Origin of the sequence: Aeromonas bestiarum (genome assembly GCF_000819745.1) — a bacterium.
In the GTDB taxonomy this organism is placed as follows: domain Bacteria; phylum Pseudomonadota; class Gammaproteobacteria; order Enterobacterales; family Aeromonadaceae; genus Aeromonas; species Aeromonas bestiarum.
In genome coordinates this window covers 67,382-87,292 of sequence record NZ_CDDA01000003.1, presented here as the reverse complement: position 1 = coordinate 87,292, position 19,911 = coordinate 67,382, and the positions used below count along the sequence as shown (strand labels likewise).

The following is a 19,911-nucleotide window of genomic DNA, read 5'->3' as shown; positions in this document are numbered from 1 at the left end:
TGAATACCATCTCCATACACATCATATGAGTGGATGCCAGTCAGGCATCCACTCAATGCTCCCGGTTATCGAACCCGACCGAGCGGCGCTACACCTTGGTGTCGGTAGAGGGAAACCATGGTGTAACCATTGACGACGAAGAACATCCCCTCTAACAGACTCCCGCCAATCGAACCAGCCCAGAGGTTGTGTACAACCCAACAGAGACTGCTGACCAGCATGCACCCTCGCAGTGGTAGTCCATCCAATCTGAACAGGGCATAGGTACTCAACGTGGTCCCCGTCAGGGTGAGCAATTGCATGGGGTGTTCCATCTGAGGAAGTACCAGCACCCAAACCAACACAATAAAGCCCCACATGACACCCAGCGTTCGATGGTACCCGGAAACCCACGTGCGGACTGCACACAGCAGGCAGTTTATGGCGGCGACCGTCGCACCGAGCATCATAAAGTGCAGAGCCAAAAGTACCCCATTAAGGGTCAGGTGCCGCCGCAATTTCTGATCCTGGTGTTGCAAAAAAGCGGTAGCACCGATAGCGCAAGCCAGCAACCCAAGGAGCTGGGCCAGCCAAGGTGCATCAAGATGCATAGGGTAAATTCCGTAACAGGATTGAACAAAAAAGGCGCCATTGGCGCCTTGTTGCATCTGAGGAGATCAGCGGGCCAACCAGCCACCATCCACAGCGATTGTGTAGCCATTGATGTAGTCGGAAGCCGCAGAGGCAAGGAAGACTGCCGGGCCCATCATGTCATCGGGTACACCCCAACGTCCGGCCGGGATTCGTTCCAGAATGGCGGCATTGCGATCCTCATCTGCACGCAGAGCTGTCGTATTGTTGGTGGCCATGTAACCGGGAGCAATGGCGTTCACGTTGATACCTTGGCTTGCCCATTCATTGGCCAGCAGGCGGGTGATCCCCATCACGCCGCTCTTGGAGGCGGTGTAGGAAGGCACTCTGATCCCGCCCTGATACGAGAGCATGGAGGCGATATTGATGATCTTGCCGCCCTGGCCCTGAGCGATAAACTGCTTCGCGACTGCTTGGGACATGAAGAAGACGCTCTTGATGTTGATGTTCATCACATCATCCCAGTCCTTCTCGCTGAAGTTGATGGCGTCTTCGCGGCGAATGATGCCAGCGTTGTTGACTAAGATGTCGACCCGACCAAACCGGGAGACGGCCTGATCCACCAGTCCTGGTAAGGTATCAACCTTGCTGACATCGGCCTTGAGACTAAGGAACTGGCGGCCAATGGCCTCGACCTTGGCAATGGTATCGGTAGGCTCGACGATGTTGACACCAACGATGTCACAGCCTGCCTGAGCTAGGCCCAACGCCATACCCTGACCCAGACCGGTATCGCAACCGGTCACGATGGCAATCTTACCCTTTAAATCGAATGCATTGAGAATCATCTTGTTTCCTCTGCTGCCACCCAGCGTGACAGTCTTGATGGTGGTGATGCGGGCCATCTGAAGCGGGCCCGGACATAAAGGGAATTAACGCAGATCCTCGATGGCAACATGATCCATGTCACTGAACACCTGATTCTCGCCGACCATGCCCCAGATAAAGGTATAAGCCTGGGTACCTACCCCGGAGTGAATGGACCAGCTTGGCGAGATCACTGCCTGCTCGTTGTGGATCAGCAAATGGCGAGTCTCGTCAGGCTTGCCCATCATGTGGAATACAGCCGCATCCTCTTTCATGTTGAAGTAGAAGTAGACCTCCATACGACGCTCATGAGTGTGGCAAGGCATGGTGTTCCACAAACTACCTTCCTCCAGCTGGGTCATGCCCATTACCAGTTGGCAGGTCGGCAGTACATCCGGCACTAGGTATTTGTAGATGGTGCGACGGTTGCTGGTAGACGCGTCACCGATGGTGCTGGGGGAAGCCTGTTCCTTGGTGACCTTGCGGGTCGGGAAATGCATGTGGGCCGGAGCACTGTTGTAGTAAAACTTGGCCGGTTGCGAGGCATCGACGCTGGCAAAACTTAGCTCGCGGGCGCCCTGCCCCACGTAGAGTGCCTCGGCATTGCCGACTTCAAAGGTGGTTCCATCCACAGTAACCACGCCGGGGCCACCGATGTTGATAAGCCCAAGCTCGCGACGTTCGAGGAAATAGCTGACACCAAAGGTTTTACCTAGCTCGTCTGAGAAGCCAAGCGGGCCGTTGACCGGCATCATGCCACCGAACACGATGCGATCGATGTGGCTGTAGGTCATGGTCAGCTTGTTCGGGGTGAAGATCTCTTCAACTAGAAACTCACGGCGCAAGCCCTGAGTATCAAGTTGCTTGGCATGATCGCTATGGATGCTTTGACGAATTTGCATAATGAACCTCAATTCAGGGCCTTTACGGCATCAATGACTGCGTACTTACGCTTTACTTTGTGGAACGCACGATACCAATAAAAGGAAACGCCATCAATTTAAAAATGAAACGTGGTTTTGATTTTGTGATTTTGAGCTGATTCCAAGAGATTGACACCTCGGTTGTTTGTCGGGCCACAGGGGCAAGTCAGTAAATAGCGATATGGGGATGGCAATAGCTGCTGAGAGCGCAGGAGTCATCCCTGAGCTGAGCTCTCTTTCTATATTGAGCCGTTCTTAGTGCCATCCAGGTGATTCTTGGGTACCGAAATGATAGTGAGCGAGCGTTGTACAAGCCCCACCTTGCGGTTGTCGGATGGACTCGCTTGTTACTATTGACGCGTATAATGCAGGCCAGAACAAAGCAACATTGTGGTGAGTTTTCAGTCTGGCTCATCAGGCACTCGCCTACCTCCCCCAACGAACTCCATAAAAATATTAGAAATACTCATGTGCCACTGGAAAAGTAGATTAAAAAACACCCAACCATGTTCTTCCTCTTTCCTGCTCATCAGGTATAATCCGCCATCTTTTTTTGCATCAGTGACCAGCGACCCCCTATGACTGTCAACCGTTTTGACCCCAGCTCAGAGAGCCTGACGCCTGCAACCACGCAGGCTCAGCCATTGGACAACCAGCCTGTCCAACAAGCGACTTCCAGCATTATTAGGTCTCATCACCCAAGGATTGGTTTTGTGAGCTTGGGTTGCCCCAAAAATCTGGTCGATTCCGAGCGCATCCTGACCCAGCTGCGTACCGAAGGGTACGATGTGGTGCCCAGCTATGACGATGCGGAGCTGGTGGTGGTCAACACCTGCGGCTTCATCGACAGCGCGGTACAGGAATCCCTGGAAGCGATCGGCGAAGCCCTGGCCGAGAACGGCAAGGTGATAGTCACCGGCTGCCTTGGCGCCAAAGAGAACCAGATCCGCGAGATCCACCCCAAGGTACTCGAGATCACAGGCCCCCACGCCTATGAAGAGGTGCTGGGTCACGTCCACAAATACGTGGCCAAGCCGACCCACAACCCCTTCACCAGCCTGGTGCCGGCCCACGGCGTCAAGCTGACTCCGCGCCACTACGCCTATCTGAAGATCTCCGAGGGCTGCAACCACCGCTGCACCTTCTGCATCATCCCCTCCATGCGCGGGGATCTGGTGAGCCGCCCCATAGGTGAAGTGCTGGCGGAAGCCAAGCGCCTGAAAGAGGCTGGCGTGAAGGAGATCCTGGTGATCTCCCAGGACACCTCCGCCTACGGCGTGGACGTCAAGCACCGCACCGGTTTCTACGACGGCATGCCGGTCAAGACCAGCATGGTGGCCCTGTGCGAAGAGCTGGCCAAGCTCGACATCTGGGTGCGCCTGCACTACGTCTACCCCTACCCGCACGTGGATGACATCATACCGCTGATGCGCGATGGCAAGGTCCTGCCCTACCTCGATATCCCGCTGCAACACGCCAGCCCGCGCATTCTGAAACTGATGAAACGCCCCGGTACCGTCGAACGCACCCTGGAGCGCATCCTGAAGTGGCGCGAGATCTGCCCCGAGATCACCCTACGTTCCACCTTCATCGTCGGCTTCCCCGGCGAGACCGAGGAAGAGTTCCAGATGCTGCTGGACTTCATCGACAAGGCGGAGCTGGACCGCGTCGGCTGCTTCAAATACAGCCCGGTCGAGGGGGCCAAGGCCAACGAGCTGCCGGATCCGGTACCGGAAGACATCCAGGAAGAGCGCTTCCAGCGCTTCATGGAGCTGCAGCAGCAGGTCTCCGTCCGCAAGCTGGCCCGCAAGGTCGGCAAGGAGATGACTGTGCTGATCGACGAGGTAGACGAAGAGGGTGCCACCGGTCGCTCCTTCGCCGATGCCCCCGAGATCGACGGTCTGGTCTACCTGAACGGTGAGACCGGCCTCAAACCCGGCGATCTGGTCAAGGTCCGCATCGATGAAGCAGACGAATACGACCTGTGGGCCAGCCTGATAGGCTAAGTCCGCAGTCCATGACGGCGCCTGTCCGGCAGGCGCCAATAAAAAAGCCAGTCAGTGAACCCTGACTGGCTTTTTTTATTGATCGCACAAAATGGTTATGCGCGCTGAAGCGGGGCGCACACTGCTGCGCCTGGCGTCACCGGGTCAGCGCTTCTGACGAGGGCTAGAGGCCGGTATCCGCCACCATCACCAGGACATGAAGCCCTTTATAATGGACCTCCTCAAGGGCCTTGAAACCATGGCGGCAATAAACGCCACCGCTCAGGTTCTCGGTTTGCAAGTACAGCTTGCTGATCCCCGCCCTGCGGGCGCGGCTGAGGATCTCTGTTACCAGCAAGGAGGCGACCCCCTGCCCGCGCGCTTTTTCAACGACATATACCCCACCCAACCAATGCTCGTACTCGGGAAACATCGCCATTTCGCGGATCTTGAGCTCGGCAGCCCCCACCCATTCACCGGCCAGGCGGGCCAGTACCATCAGCGGAGCCCGGTCGACCTGGGTGGCCGCCGTGACCTTGGCCAGTACCTGCTCTTGAGTGCAGCGACCACTGTCGCGGCACCATTCGTCAAAATACCATGAGGCAACCACGCCTGCGGCAGAGGGCGCATCTGCCAGTAACAACAACTCCATAAAGCCTCTTTTGCGTATGACCCCTGACCGGCTGGGGAAAGATGAACACGGCAAGGCGAAACCCAGGGTCGCGCCAGCGGACGTCGGCCTCGGCGGCAGCGAGTCTCAAGAACTCGCCGGCCCCAGACCAGGTTACCGAATGGATATCATAACCAGCCGGGGAGTGGAAGGCGCCTATGCCTGGCAAGGCAGGCGCAGCCCCATCCATTGGCCGATCCTGTGATGGGCGGCGAGCAGGCTGCGCTAAGGAACCGGGAGCCAAGGCGCGCTTTCCCGCCGTCACGCACCGGCAAGGAGGCTCCCGCCCACCGTTTTCCCATAAAAAAACCTGCTCCGAAGAGCAGGTTTTGCATGTCATTGGGTTGGTGTCAGGTCGCTCAGGCGACGCGCGCCCGACCCTGTATCACATCCCCCCAGGCAGACTGCACCAGGCTGTTTGCCTGGCTGTCGAGGCGATTGAGCAGGCCCATGTCGCCCGCTTCGGGGGCGAAGCTGCTCATGGCCTGGATCAGGCTGTCGACCGCATGGTGAGAGAGCGCCGTGTAGGCGCGCTCGCCCTCTGCCTGCTGCTCGCCAAGACCTATAACCAGCTGGGCCCGGTTGTCGGCGAAGTAGTTGCTGAAGGTGGCGCTGCCCAGTTGCTCGAACTTGCCCTGCTCGCTCGCCCCGTCGGTGTGACGGTTGACCAGCAGTTGCAAGTCGTAGCCGCTGCGCTTGAACCAGAGATCCCGCCAGCTGACATCGTTGAAGACGATGAAGTCCTCCTTGCCGATATCCTGCACCAGGTTCTCTATCACGGCGCCACTGAACACGAAGCTGTCGACGCCTGTGCCGCCACTGAAGCGGTTCTGATAACCGCCCAGCACCAGCAGGTCATCGCCGTCCCCGCCATCGAGCTGGCTGAACTTGGCGACCTGGTCGGCGATCAGCCGATCCCGGCCGTCACCGCCCCGGATGGTGGCGTGATAACCCATCAGCTTGACCTGGTTGTTGCCATGCTCCGCCAGCAGGCGGTTGTGGTTGCCGAACACAATGGCAACGTCATCTCCCTCACCCAGCCGGATCTGGTTGTGATGGCCTATGGTCACCGCAAAGTCCTGATCCGCGCCGGCATCGATCTGGTTGTAGTTGCCGGAGGTGACCAGATAATCCTGGCCTGCACCCCCTTCCACTATCCCCTCTTCACCGAAGATGAAGGCCTGATCGTTGCCCTCGCCCATGAAGGCGCGGTTGACACGGCCGGCCAGCACGGCGACATCGTCACCCTGCCCGCCAAACATCATGTTCTCCCGCCCCATCATGATGCCAGTGTCCTGACCGGCACCACCGGTGAAGATGTTGGAGGTGCCGGTGGCATAGAAGACATCGTCCCCGCGCCCACCCCAGAAGTTGTTGTTGTCGCCGAGGTAGGCCCCCAGATCCTTGCCGTCTCCCCCCCAGTTGAAGTTGTAGTTGCCAAGGGAGACGTGCATGTCGCCATCCCCCTGCAGGTGACCGCTGTTGCGCAGGAAGTCGAAGGTCTGCTCCTGCATGTTGAGCAAGTCCGCCGTCAGGTTCTGCTTGAGGTTGCTGGCCAGCGCCTTGATCTCCGCCTGTTTGTCGCCGTTGAACAGGGTGGCAAACAGGTTGGGCAGGCTCAGGGCGTTGAAACCGAACGCCTTATCCTGTGCAGCGGCCGGCTGGGTAGCGGCCTTGGCAGAGCCTTCCCCCTGCTGCACCGACACCTCACCGGGTTTGGCCTCTTCGGGGGCCGCCTCCTGCAAGCCGTGGGTGCGGGCAAAATCGCCGAGGGCATCTGTGCCCAGATCCAGCCCGGCCTTGAGGCTGTCGATCCACTTGGCAGGATCGGTCAGGCTCTTGAGCTGATCGCCACCAAATTCGGCGATGACCCCCAGCATCTCCTGCAACAGCGCAGGTGCATCGATGGCCGCGCCATCGCGCGCCACCAGCTGGCCCCGGGCGTTGTAATCCACCCCGAAGATATCCGCCAGCGTAGTATCGGCGCCGACCCCGGCCAGTCGGCCCAGCAGCCGGTTCTGCAACTGGCGCGGCAGATCGGCCGGAGTAAAGGTAAAGGTGGTCTTGGCCTGCCCGGTCGACGTGAACTCCTGGGTCAGGATCCCGAACAGGGAACCCAGGTTGGTGTCCAGCATCGCCTGGATGTTGTCGCCAAACACGAAGTTCCAGTTGCCTGTGGTGACCTGGATATCGGCCCCCTGTCCGGCCACCGCGAAGTTGAACGCCAGCTTCTCGTTGGCCTGGCGCAGCTTGTCCGCCCGGCTCAGAGGTCCCTGTTCACCCTGGCCACCGCCAGAGATGCGCTTGTTGAACTCCTTGTTGAGGGTCGCCTCCAGATCGCTCTTGAGGCCGCGACTGCTGCGCTCATGGTCGCTGTCCAGAGCCGTGAGCGAGCCGTACTTGACGCTGCTGGTCTGATCCAGCCCGGCCATGTCCGCCACGAACTTGTTGGCGCCGGCCAGGGTCCACTGCTCCCACTGGCTGGCAACCCAGTTCGGCTGCGAGCCGTCACCGGCAATCTGCTGCAGGGCACCGGCGATACGGGCCGCCCCGCCAAAGGGGTTGACCATGGGCGGCGTGGGGATGGATTTCTCCAGCATCACGATGAGATCGTTGCTGCGCCCCAGGTTGAAGCTGACGTTGCGTTGCCCCACGAACAGCTGGGCCCCCTCCAGCGCCCGGTAACCGGCGATGTCGACGCTGTGTTTGCTGTCGCCATCCCCGATATGCACCATGACGTTGTTGTCGCCGAAGGCCAGCGACTTCATGCCGCCCGTGCCCACCTTCACACCCAGGTTGCTGGTGCCCCAGTTGAGGGCGGTGAACTCGCCATCCCCCACGTTGACCTGAATGTTGCCGGAGTAGCTGACGGCATTGTCGGCCTTTCCAGCGGCAGGCTCGGACTGACGCTGTTTTTCGGGGGCGACGAAGGTCTCGTCGTTGTCGGCGATGGCACCACGGACGCGACTCTCGCCGTCACCCTGGCCCACTTTGGCCAGATCTATATCCCCTTCGGCCACGCCGCCGCGCACCAATTCGGTGTGCACCACAGGCTCGCCGGCTTCGTTGAGGGTCAGCACCACCTTGTTGCCGGCCACCTTGCGGGCCCAGACATCCTCTTCACCACGGGTGTGCTTGCGACCAGCAAGATCGACCGCCACCTCGCTGCTGCGGGCCGATATATGGGCGCTAATCCCCTCATTTTTCAATGCCTTGATGAAGCGGCTCGCAAACCCTGTCTGCTGGTCGTCGCTCACCAGGGAACAGCCCACCAGGCTGACGTAGCTCGGCTTGCTCGCCACGCCCGCCTCTTGCAGGCGATCGCCCAGGCGGCGCAGACGCCCGGCCAGCTCATCGGCACTGTAGCCACTGAGCCGGCTGTTGTTCTGCTCGTCACCGTCGCGACCGTGACCCACCACCTGCCAGCGAATATTGCCGGCCAGCTGCGCAGGATCGCCATACACCACCCGATAGTTGCCATCCGCATCCAGCTGCACCACCAGGCTCTTATCCGGGTGCTTGCCGGCCAGACTGGCCGCCGCCTTGGCGGCAACCGGATCATCTTCGGTCTGGATGATGATCTGACCATCGAAGCGGGTCTCGCCCCCCTGGCTGCCCGGTGTCACCTCAGGCCGCTGCCACTGGGTGACCTGCTGGTTGCGTACCGGCTGATCCACGCCATCCAGGCCCGCCAGCGGCGTCCATTTCCTGGCGACATCGCCATACTCGACCCGCTGGCTGACATCATCCTCCTGCAGGCGGAAGCGGTTGTCCGCATCCACCTTCAGGGCAGGCAGCCCCAGACGGTGGGTAATGCCCGGCACAAAGCCTTCGATCCCCTTGTGGGAGGCCAGGTGCGCGCTGCCGTAGATGGCGACGAACTTCTCGCCAGCCGGCAACTTGCCCAGCACGTCGACGGCGACGTTGTTGGCCGCCCCGGCGCGATACATGAGACCGTGCTCAGTCCCGGCAATCGCGGGTCTTGCCGTGCTGCCGTCGTCCAGCGCCACAATCCGCAGCCCTTTCTCACGCGCTCGCTCGAACAGGGAGGGATCCAGATGCTTGGTTTTCAGCATGGTTGCCAGCTCGGGGGACATGTCTCCCCCCGCCAGATAGCGGTCGATCAGCGGCTGCGCCAGCTCGCCGCGCAGGTGCTCCAGACCTATGACGGTCACCCCCTGCGCCTTGAGGGTATCCATCTGCTCGTTGACGAAGCGCAGACCATTCACGTCGCTGCCATGGGTTTCCCCGATCAGCAGGCCGTTGCGGTTCTCCAGCAGGCGTGCCAGCTGTCCCGCCAGCGTGATCTCCTGCGCCACCTGGTCGTTCAGATCCCGCAGGGCATTGCCGGCATAGCGGGCATCCCAGGCCGCCACATCGGTCTGCTTGCTGCTGCGATAGATGCTCTCAACCTGCTCGAGGCGGCGGGACTCCAGCTCGCCGAGATAGCGGCGGTCGGCAAACTTGTCCAGCATGATCATCTCGGCAGAGAGCTCGGAGCCGGGCGCCGCCTGCTTGGCCGCCTCCTTGATGAAGTAGACAGTCATCTGGGCAGACTGATCCCCCGTCATGTCCTGCAACTCCTGATAGGAGTAGCCCAGGTGCAGCACCTTGCCGGTCTCGTCCAGCACCGCCTTGCTCAGCAGCCCCTTCGACTGGGCGTCTGCCAGCCACCTCTTCAGCTCGCCATACTGCTCGCCGAGCGCGACATGGAAGCTGGCATCAAAGGGCAGATCCGCAGGCGCCTGCCCCTGGTATCCCCCCTTGGCCGCCAGATAGGGATCTTGCGCCGCCCAGCGCAGCAACATCTGGGTGAGACCCGGATGCTGGCCTTTTGCCTCTTCGGCAGCCTTGCCGATGACGAGGGCTGCCAGATCGGGGCGACGCTTGGCCAGTGCCGCGACATCGGCTTGCAGCGACGCCAGCTCACCGTGGTAGAGCCCGCCGTTGAGCTGGCTCTGCAGCTTGCTCAGCGCCGGGTTTCTGCCGGAGCCTTCGTGCCTGGCCTGGTAGTCGTCGATCAGCTTGTTCAGCCGCAATGCGGCCTCCACCTGCGCCTGCCCGGTGGCACCGTGCAGCACGGCGAGCTGATCCAGGATCCCCTGATAAGATTCGCCAATGGGCTTGGCAAATACCTGGGCGGCTTTTTTCAGCTCATCCGGGCTGTAGGCGTCGGCAAACAGGCTGCTTGCCCGCTCCTGCGTCACTGCTTTGCCCGGCAGCCCCGCCATCGGACTCTCGTCAAACACCGGCAACTGCAGGATCTCCTGCAGCGTGACCTTGTTGGCCAGATCCTTGGACGGCTTGAAGCGGGCGAGCTCGCCCCCGTTCATCTCGGTTACCCGGAAGAACAGCGGCTTGCCATCCGCTCCCGGCGTCAGGTGGTAGCCGTTCGCCATGTCGAGCCCCTCCTTGCCAAAGAAGCGGGTCATGTAACGACTGAATTTCTCGGCGGAGGAGAACTCGACTATGCCCACATTGGGATCGTAGAAACCGTAGACTCGGCCCGACTCACCCTGCTTGGACCAGGCCGCCATGGCGTGGCCCGGCGCATCCAGCTCCAGCAGCACGGGGGCTGCGTTCCCCTTGGCGGTCAGCTTGCCAAGCACGCTATCGAGCGAGATGGCGCTCTTGCCCTCCCACTTATCCTTGACGATGTCGTACTTGATGCTGCGCAGGCTGTCGTAGTTGTAGGCGGCCGGCGTGTTGTTGTGGATCTCGGCCAGACTGCCCACCAGCTTGCGGGCGTTGTCCAGCTCGGCGACCGAGTAGCGATCCGGATTGTTGATGACGGCGGCGGCCGAGTAGAGCTTCTCCATCATGCGCCGCGCCAGATCCGGCTGCCCCTCGCTCTCCAGTTGCTTGGCGACCAGCACCAGCTTGGAGAGGGGATCGCAGCGGCCACCGAAGCCGTCATCCGCCAGGTTCAGCAACAGCAACTGGGGTGCCAGGTGCTCCCTTGCCAGCGGATCTGCGCCCCCTTGCGAGGCCACGTCACGGAACAGGCGATTGAACTGTTCAACCCTGGGCTGGATGGTGCTCTTGAGCGCCCGGTTCTCGATCTCCCAGGCGAGCGCCCCCTGCTGCTGTGGCGTCAGGGTCGGCTGGGTGAACAAGTCGACCAGCTGGGTCATGCTCATGTCGGGCTGGAAGCCGTCAACCACCTTGCCGGCCAGCCCCTGCTGGTAACCCGCGAGGAAGGCCCTGGTGGTACGTATGTCCTTGGCCACGCCGTTGCTGCCCACCTGCGGGGCGAGCGCCTCCTGGTAGCGCTTGAGATCGCGCTTGATGCCCTCGATGCCCTTGAGCGGCGCCTCGGCGTCCGCTGCCGGCGGCGTGCGACTGAACAAGTCACCCACAATCTGCTCGGCATACTGGCCCATCAAGCGGTTGCTGGCCAGATGGCCATAGAAGGTCTGCTCGCCGCTGACCTGATACCCGGTCACGGCCAGCTTGGCCCGCAGTTTTTCACCCTCGCTGCCAAGCCCTTCGTTGTCGGTCAGCAGCATGATGGGCGTGCTCTTGGGCAGGCCGTCGAGGTTTTTCTCTACCGAGAAACGGCCGTTGACCGCCTTGGCAAGCGCCCCGACCAGACCGCCCGGATTGGGCAGCTCATGGGCCGTAATCGCCTTGCTCATGCTGGGCATGGGGCGATCGAGCAAGAGGGCGCCCACCGGCTTGCCCTGCTCGGCGGCATAACGGGCCAGATCGGCGGCGATGGGGCCACCCATGGAGTAGCCGTGGATCAGGATCTTGTCCGGTGCCACCCCACGATCTTCCACCAGATAGCGGAACATGGTGCGGGCATCCTGATAGACCCCCTGTTCGCTGGGGCCGCCATCGCTGGCCCCATAGCCACGCAGGTTGACCGCCAGCATGTCGATGCCCTGCTTCTGGTAATGATTGCGAACGGCATCGGCCTGCTCCTCGGCAGAAGAGCCCGAGCCATGCAGGAACAGCACCACCTCGGGCTTGCCATCCTCCTGCGTCCCTTGCCGCTCGGTCCCCTTGTGCAGGTAACCGGACAGGCGGCCGGCGTCCCCTTGCAGGGTCACTTGTGCAGCCTCCCCTTTGCTCACTGCATGGTCGAGCAACTGCCGGGTGATATCGCCCACCTGACGGCGCTCATCACGGGTGCCATAGAGGTTGTCGTTGAGGAAACGGGTCAGGGGGTTGAGCGGCTGCCTGTCTACCGGTGCCGAGCCGTCGTTCTCCATGGAGACGGGCTTGCCGGATGAGGCAGGTTCAACCACCTCGACTGGGGCACTGACCTTGCGCGGTGTTCCGAGTGCGGCCAGCTCAGCCAGTTGTGCCGAGTAGGCGTGTTGCTGATAAAAATCGAGGGTGCGGCCAAAGGCACGATCGAGGGCATCCTGCACCGCCGCCTTGCCGGCATCACCCGCCAGATCCACCAGATCCCGGTAGTTGGCGGTGTAGCTCTCCAGCACCTGCTTGCGCGCATCCCCGCTCGCCTGCAACGCCTGATAGACCGCCAGACTCTCGTTCACCGAGTGGCCGCCATCGAATACTAGGAAGGCAAGGGTGTTGAGGTAGGCCTGACTCGGGGAGTAAGCAGGGTCTTTCGCCGCCAGATAGTTGTTCAGGTGCACCATGATGTTGGTGGAACCGGAGGCCCCGGTCACCACGGGCAAGCCCTTGTCCAGCGCGTTGCGCTCGAAGGTGGTCTCCTTGCCCGGCGTCAGTATGCGGCCATCGGCCACGCTGCGCCCGCTCAGGAAGTCGTCGTACTTGTCACCGCCTGGCTGATAGTGCAGACCCGTGCCGTAGTCGCTGGTGGTGCGACCCGGCAAGTCGACTTGCAGCAGACCGTCCTTGGCAGAGGCGATCTCGGTGCTGGTCGAGCGCGCCTTGGTAATGACGCTGCCATAGAAGCGATCCCCCTCTCTCTTCCAGTCGGCCGTGTCCATGCCGAGCTCGGGATGGGTGGCCATCTTCACCGCAAGGAAGGGCACCTTGATGACATCGAAGCCGTTGTCGACCCGGGTCATCATCTGTTTGAAGTTGGCCAGATTCGGCTCGGCCAGGAAATCGGTCAGGCTGGGCACCCGGCTGAACCAGGGACGGGTGTCCTTCTTGATGGCCTCGGCGAATGCCGCCATCTTCTTGTCGATGCGCTGACTCTGGGTGGCTTCGTCCAGCTGCAGTGTCTGGATCCAGTCGCCGAACTCCTTCACCAGCCTGGCGCCCAGTTGCGCCGAGGTATCGATCGCCGCCTGCGACGGTGAGGTCACCAGCGCATGGGCAATCTCGGAGTCGAAACGACGGCCAAACAGGTTGTCTATGTACTGGCCGGTCGCCTTGCTCTTGTTCGCATCGGCCAGCAAGGCTTGTGCCAGCACCTGCAGCTGCGGCTGATCGCCCAGCGTCTTGCTGGCAGTCTCAAACAAGGCGATGGTACGAGGCCCATTCACCTCGCCAGAGAGCCAAAGCGCCTTGACCTCTGCGGCCAGCTGGCGGGTTTGCGGCGTGTCGAACTGACCCAACTGATGGGCAAACGCGATCAGACTGTCATGCTCGGTACGGGGCGCCTGCCGCTCGGCGTTGGAGTTGGTGTCGGTGAGCGGACGAATGCTGAGCTCGGTCACCCGGGCTATGTCGGTGGCACTCAACTCACCCACCACTCCTGTGATCCGGCCTATGCCGTCGAACACCAGCTGATGTTCGAAGCGGGCTGTCTGTTCAGGCGACAGTGCCAGACCATGCACACCGGCAGCCTTGGCCCTGAAGGCGAAGGTGTGGCTCAGCAAGGAGGCGGCCTCGAAGCGCAGCGCCTTCACCTGTTCACCGCGCTGGGCAAACTCTTTGGGGTCGCGAGCCTGCCACTGGGACAGGCTTTGCTCCAGCAGCCCCAGATTCGCCTCCGATGGCTGTTGCTGCACCCGTACCACGGCCTCGCGTACCGCCTTGAGCCGCTCGCTTGGCAAGTCGGTCGAGAGCTTGCCCAACTGGCGACGGGTGGAGTCAATGAAGTCATTGCCTTCGCGCTTGAGCAGCTGGAAGGCAAAACCAGCGGTCTCGGGGACGGCCACTGCCGGGCCTCGCACCGGGCTCCCCAGCCCGGCCAGGGAGACCCCGGACAGGCCCAGCTCGGCGCTGCGGCGCGAAGACGCATGGCTCGCCGGCACAGCGGCGCCCGACTCGCGCTCACCGACCATACCGGGCAGGGTGATGGCGGGCGTGCCGTGAGTACGGTTCCCGGCATTGATCTGCAGGCGGTTGACCGCAGCCAGGGCGCCATCGAGGGCGGATTGCTCCTGTTCACTCAAGCCATTGGCGGCATCGATGGCCGATGGCTGGGCGCTGGCCGAAGCATCGGTCGGCAGGCTGGAGGCATTGGGCACATCAAGCTCACCGGACTGCGGCAACCGGGGTGCCGCAATCGGGCTCTGGCCGTTATTCACTCCCTGATGGCTCGGCTTGTCGCCGCTTTGTTTCAGGCTTGCCGCATTCTGCCTGGCCTGTGTTGCCTGCTGGCTGGCCTGGCTGCTGGCCTGCTCGCCTGTGGCCAGGGCCTGGCTCGCGCTCGACTCGCCCTCTTGCTGCCGCTGCCGGGCATCGGCCTCGCGGGTCAGAGCATCGAGACGACGCTGTTCGGCCTGCTCGGTCCGGCTCTGCCCCTGCGCCAGGGCCTCACCCTGCAACTGTTCGCTGCGCTGCTGGCCAGATTTGGACTGGGCCAGGGCGGCATCGACCTGCTGGCTCTGCTGCTCGCGGCGGGTTTTGGCATCCGCAATCGCCTCGCCTGCCGTGCTGCTGGCCTCTTCCAGGTCTTCCTGTGCATCGGTCAACAAGCGGTCAGCAAAACCATTGCGCCAGTGCTGGCCGGACGGGATGGTGGCCGCTTCGGGCTGTTTGAGCTGTTCAAACTGGCGGGCCAGGGTGTCGAGCTGGGCCGTCATATCGCGCGCTTCCGCCTCGATGACGCCGCGCTGATCCTGACCATTCTCGGCCAGCTTGCCCTCGTCGGTAGCTTCCAGCTGGGCCTGAGTGCCCGAGATGGCGGCCAGCTGCTGCGCCTTCTCCTGCTCCAGTCGCTGTTTGTCGGCATCGGCACTGGCCCGATCGGCTTGGGCCTGGGCGGCGTTGCCGTCTTCCGCCAGCTGGGCGCTGACCTGGCCAATCTCGGCCTTGCCAGCCGCCGTGGCGACCACGTTGTCGAGCAGATAGCCAAGGCCGTTGCTCTCCCCCGTGCCCCGGAACGCCAGGGTATTGCTCCCCGTGCGAGCGGTCAGGGTCAGCCGTTTGGTCTGCCAGCTGGCGGCGTCGCCCTCGCTGGCAAAGACGCGCTCGCCGTTCCACAGCACCTCGATGCCGTGCTGCTGCGAGATGTTGGCCCGACGGGCAAAATCGAAGTCCAGAGTGACAGTCTCGCCTGCCTGGAGACCGGCAAGATCCTGGGAAATCTGGGTGTTTCTGTCGGTGGAGAGTTCACTGACACGCTGGCCATGACCTTCGTCAGCCAGCCCGTAGGTGGCGGCAGAAAAGTCTGCCTCGATCCCGTCACCGGCATGCTGCCAACCGTGGGCGCCCCGTTCGAAATCGCCGTTGACGATGAGGTTTTCGCCGCCCCTGGCCAGGCCTTGCTCATCGAGCTGCAACGCCTTGTCCATGGCTTGCTCGTCGCGCTCGCCGGTCTGGCTCACCTGGCCGGTCAGGCCGCTCGCCAGCGAGGATTTCACCTCGCCAATCTCGTCCAGACCGAAGCCGCTCAGGGTCTGTACATCCCCCAGACTGGCCGCTTGTGGCGCCTTGACCGGGCCCTCTTCATCGCCCTGTACCAGGTAGTTGATGGCCTGGTTGCCTGCCGCACCGAACAGGGTCTGCTTGATGTTGTCAAACAGGGTGCCGAGCTTGTTGCTGCTGGTGTTGCTGCTGGCGATGGCCAGGCTGTAGAAGTCGCCATTGCCTATCTTGATGGCCACGTTGTGGCGGGCATAGGCCGCCGTCACGTCGAGCCCGTCGCCGATCTGGACATTGGCATTGCCCTTGCCCTTCATGACGGCGACGTTGAGCCCGTCCCCCACCTTGGTGTTGAGGTTGTAATCACCCCAGGCCAGGTTGATGGAGGTACCGTCGCCGACCTTGATGTTGTTGTTGAACTTGCCGTAGGCGGCGGTGACGCTCAGGCCATCCCCCACAGTGGTGGTCTGGTTGACCTCCCCCTTGGCGAGGGTGACCTGGATGCCGTCCCCCACCCGGGTGACGACGTTGGCCTTGCCGAGCAGGGCCTGATAGCTCTCGCCGTCCCCCACCTGGGTGACTATGTTCGCATCCCCCTTGGCCAGCACGACCTGACGGCCATCCCCCACCTTGGTGATGATGTTGGCGCGGCCCCAGGCACCTGTGTAACTGTCGCCGTCGCCCACCTGGGTGACCAGGTTGGCCTCCCCTTGCAGCACCGCCAGCTCGCGGCCATCGCCGACCTTGGTCAGCACGTTGGCACGGCCCTTGGCGAAGCTGTAGCGATCGCCGTTGCCGACCTGGGTCAGCAAATTGACGTCTCCCCAGGCGCCCTGCACCACCAGGCCGTCACCCACCTTGGTGATCAGGTTGGCGCGGCCCTTGGCCAGGCCTATGGTGCTGCCGGCGCCGACATGGGTCATGACGTTGCCCACCTCGGAGATGAGCAGGCCCACGGTCGTGCCGTCACCTATCTTGGTCAGCAGATTGCCCTTGCCCCACAGCACGGCGGCCGTGGTGCCATTGCCCACGTGGGTCAACACGTTGGCATCGGCCTTGGCGATGACACCGAGGAAGTCATCCCCCACCTTGGTGATGATGTTGGCCTTGCCCAGCGCCAGTACCCCGGTCAGACCGCTGCCCACATGGGTCACTATGTTGGCCTTGCCAAACAGGGCCGCCAGTGTGGTGCCATCGCCCACCTTGGTCATCACGTTCAGCTCGCCGGCGAACAGCCCCAGGCTGGTGCCGTTGCCTATGTGGCTGTAGACGTTGGCCTTGCCGATCATCAGCGCGGCGGTCAGGCCATCGCCCACCTTGGTCATCAGGTTCGCCTGCCCCAGCATGGCCGCGAAGGTTTCGCCAGCACCGACGTGGGTGAAGACGTTGGCATTGCCCACCATGGCAGCCAGCGTCATGCCGTTGCCCACCTTGGTCGCCAGGTTGCCCTGGGCCAGCATCAGGGCCACGGTCAGGCCGTCACCGACATGGGTGAAGACATTGGCCTTGGCCACCATCAGCGCCAGGGCATTGCCATCGCCAACCTTGGTGAAGACGTTGGCCACCCCGCCCATCAGGGCCCAGGCATCGCCTTGGCCTATCTGGGTAAACAGGTTGCCCGCGCCTATCATGGCGGCAATGGCCGTGCCGTCACCCACCTTGGTGAACAGGTTGCCGGCGGCCCCCATGACCCCCAGGGTGGCGCCATCGCCGACATGGGTCAGCACGTTGCCCGCCCCCAGCATCACGGCCGAGAGATCGCCGTCACCGACCCGGGTCAGCACGTTGGCCGCCCCCAGCAGCAGCGCCTGGGTATCACCCCGGCCAATCTGGGTCAGCACATTCACGCCGCCCCCCAGTATGGCCTGCACCTTGCCGTTGCCCTTCTTGGTGAGCACGTTGGCGCCCCCCAGCAGCACGGCGCGGGTATCGGCAGCCTCGTCCCCCTGACTGATGTGGGTCAGCACGTTGGCCCCCCCCAGCAGGCCGGCGGTCAGCTGGCCGGCACCCAGCTTGGTCAGCACGTTGGCACCGCCGACCAGCATGGCATCGAGCCGGCCATTGCCGGCCTGGGTCAGCACGTTTGCCCCACCGCCAGCCAGCCAGAGACCATTGCCATCGCCGATCTGGGTGTGGGTGTTGTAACCGCCCAGCATGACCACCTGGCTGTCGCCATGCCCCTGCTGCACCGAGATGTTGCCATAGGCCAGCAGGCGGGCCAGATACTCCCCGTCCCCGCTGCGTACCAACACGTTGGCCGCACCGACGGCATAGACATCCATCTTCCCCTGCGCGCCCTGATGCACCAGCACGTTGGCAAGACCCGCGCCACGGAACACCAGATCGCCGCGCTGACCGCGCTTGATCAGCACGTTGGCCGCCCCGGCGCCGTTGAAGTGGATGTTGCCCTCGGTCACGTCGGATTCGATGACGTTGCCGCCACCGGCGCCGTCGAAGAAGATATCGCCTTTGCTCTTGCCGCCGCCTTGCTGATGGGGAAGCAACGGCTGGGAGTCAAACTCCCGGGTGGCCGGCAATCGATCCGACACGGCCGTGACGGTATCGAGCTGGTAGTGCACCTCGCTCAGTGAGTAGCCCCCCGTGCCCATGGCACTGAAACCCGTCTGCTCCGAGATGACCTGATCGGCCAGGCCGGCGATGTGATCGCCCTCCTTGTACCAAGCCCTGGACAGGTACTTGAGCGCACCGGTTTCCCTGTCGTTGGCCAGCTCCACCACCACTATCTTGGTGTAGGGGCCAAGCTGCTTGGCAAACACATAGGTGTTGGCCTGCGCCCGGGATTTCACCGCGCTGACAGCAACCTTGGTGCCATCTTCATAGATGGCATGACCACTCATGTTGGCCGTGGAGAGGGTGACATCGGCGGCGGCCACACTCACGCCACCGCCGTAGTTGATCCAGCTGTTTTCGGTCAGATCCGCTTCAACCGCCTGCAGTGTGATGCGCTGACGCCGTTCAAACACCAGGTCCGTCAGGCGATAAGCGCCGTCGGTCCGGGTCGAGGTAAATCCTTGCTGTTCATTGATCTGGCGGCTGGCCAGGCTGGCAAGGTGATCGCCCTCCTTGTACCAGGAGGTGGAGAGATAGCGCAGGGGACCCTGCTCGCCCTCGTTGGAGAGTTCGACCCGGTTTATCTTGGTGTACATGCCATCAAAGAAGGCAAACAGGTAGGTATTGGGTTGCAGGGTCGACTTGATGGCCGTGACCGCCTGGGACTTTTGAATCCAGCTACCGCCCATGGTGGCCGTGGTCAGCACTATCTCGTCGGCACTGGCGCCAGCGAAGGGCGAGCTGTCGCTGCCAGACCCCTTGCGGGAGAGGTGGTTGTACCCCCCCGCCCCCTTGAAGTGAATGTTGCCCTCGGCCACATCGGACAACAGTCGGTTGTAACCCCCGACGCCGTTGAAGTGGATATCGCCACGGGTCTGCAGATAGGCATCATCCTCATGGCGCAGACGGGAGATCTCGTTCCAGCCGCCGGCGCCGTTGAAGGCGACGTCCCCCTCGCGTCCCTTGCGGAACACCTTGTTGTAGGCGCCGGCCCCGTTCAGGGATATGTTGCCGGATTCCACCAGGGAGCTGATGATGTTGGCCGCGCCGGCGCCATGGAAACTGATGTTGCCGTGTGACCCCTGATACTGGCTGTGCCAGGTACGATCTATCTTGTTGGCCGCCCCGGCACCGCTGAAGGTCAGATCGCCCCTGTCGGTCTGGTGCCAGAGCTTGTTGTAACCCCCGGCCCCCTCGAAGCTGACGTTGCCACTGATCCCCTTGCGGGTCAGGAAGTTGGCAAGAGCCGCCCCCTGATAGCGGATGTCGCCCTCGCGCCCCTGGTGATCTATATTGGTGCCGCCGCTGGCGCCGGCAAAGTGGATATTGCCTGACTCGGACTTGCTGATGTCCGCGTAGCCCGCTGCCCCCTTGACGGTCAGGTTGCCGGAGTCGTCAACCACCTTGAGGTAGGCGGCGCCGCCGTACACGCTGTCATTGCCCGTGCCGGTATAGACGGTGGCGCCAATGGAGCCGATCTTGATGGTGTCGTCACCGCCATAGGCACGGATGACGCCGCCGAAGCCAAAGGCATTGATGTCATTATTGCCATCATCTGCCGTGTAATTACCGGTAAAGAAGTACTCAATACTTCTCCATACACTCTTTCCCATGTATTAGCTCA

At 62.2% G+C, this 19,911-nt stretch carries 6 protein-coding genes; 1 reads left to right on the top strand and 5 read right to left on the bottom strand.

The window, feature by feature from the left end; all coding sequences use genetic code 11:
* Positions 1-65: 65 nt before the first annotated feature.
* The 3 genes from BN1118_RS00635 to kduI are packed head-to-tail and all read right to left on the bottom strand — an operon-like array spanning position 66 to position 2,339.
* Positions 66-647 carry a YgjV family protein gene (locus BN1118_RS00635; RefSeq protein ID WP_244463568.1) on the bottom strand — a complete coding sequence of 194 codons (582 nt, stop codon included), beginning with the start codon at positions 645-647 and terminating at the stop codon, positions 66-68.
* A 9-nt stretch (positions 648-656) separates the two neighbouring features.
* Positions 657-1,475, bottom strand: coding sequence for a 2-dehydro-3-deoxy-D-gluconate 5-dehydrogenase KduD (gene kduD / locus BN1118_RS00630; protein WP_255912564.1), 819 nt, complete (start codon positions 1,473-1,475; stop codon positions 657-659).
* Positions 1,476-1,502: 27 nt separating this feature from the next.
* Complete coding sequence (kduI, locus tag BN1118_RS00625; RefSeq protein ID WP_043554093.1) at positions 1,503-2,339, bottom strand: 5-dehydro-4-deoxy-D-glucuronate isomerase; 837 nt, start codon at positions 2,337-2,339, stop codon at positions 1,503-1,505.
* Positions 2,340-2,938: 599 nt separating this feature from the next.
* Here kduI and rimO point away from each other — a divergent pair.
* A complete protein-coding gene (rimO, locus tag BN1118_RS00620) occupies positions 2,939-4,366 on the top strand; it encodes a 30S ribosomal protein S12 methylthiotransferase RimO (protein ID WP_244463567.1) in 1,428 nt (475 codons plus the stop codon).
* A 163-nt stretch (positions 4,367-4,529) separates the two neighbouring features.
* On the opposite strand, the gene BN1118_RS00615 is transcribed toward rimO, so the two are convergent.
* Positions 4,530-4,997 (bottom strand): GNAT family N-acetyltransferase, encoded by a 468-nt coding sequence (locus BN1118_RS00615; RefSeq protein WP_043554092.1) that lies wholly within the window; start codon positions 4,995-4,997, stop codon positions 4,530-4,532.
* Between the two features lie 377 nt (positions 4,998-5,374).
* Positions 5,375-19,900 (bottom strand): MARTX multifunctional-autoprocessing repeats-in-toxin holotoxin RtxA, encoded by a 14,526-nt coding sequence (rtxA, locus tag BN1118_RS00610; protein WP_043554091.1) that lies wholly within the window; start codon positions 19,898-19,900, stop codon positions 5,375-5,377.
* Between the last annotated feature and the right edge of the window lie 11 nt (positions 19,901-19,911).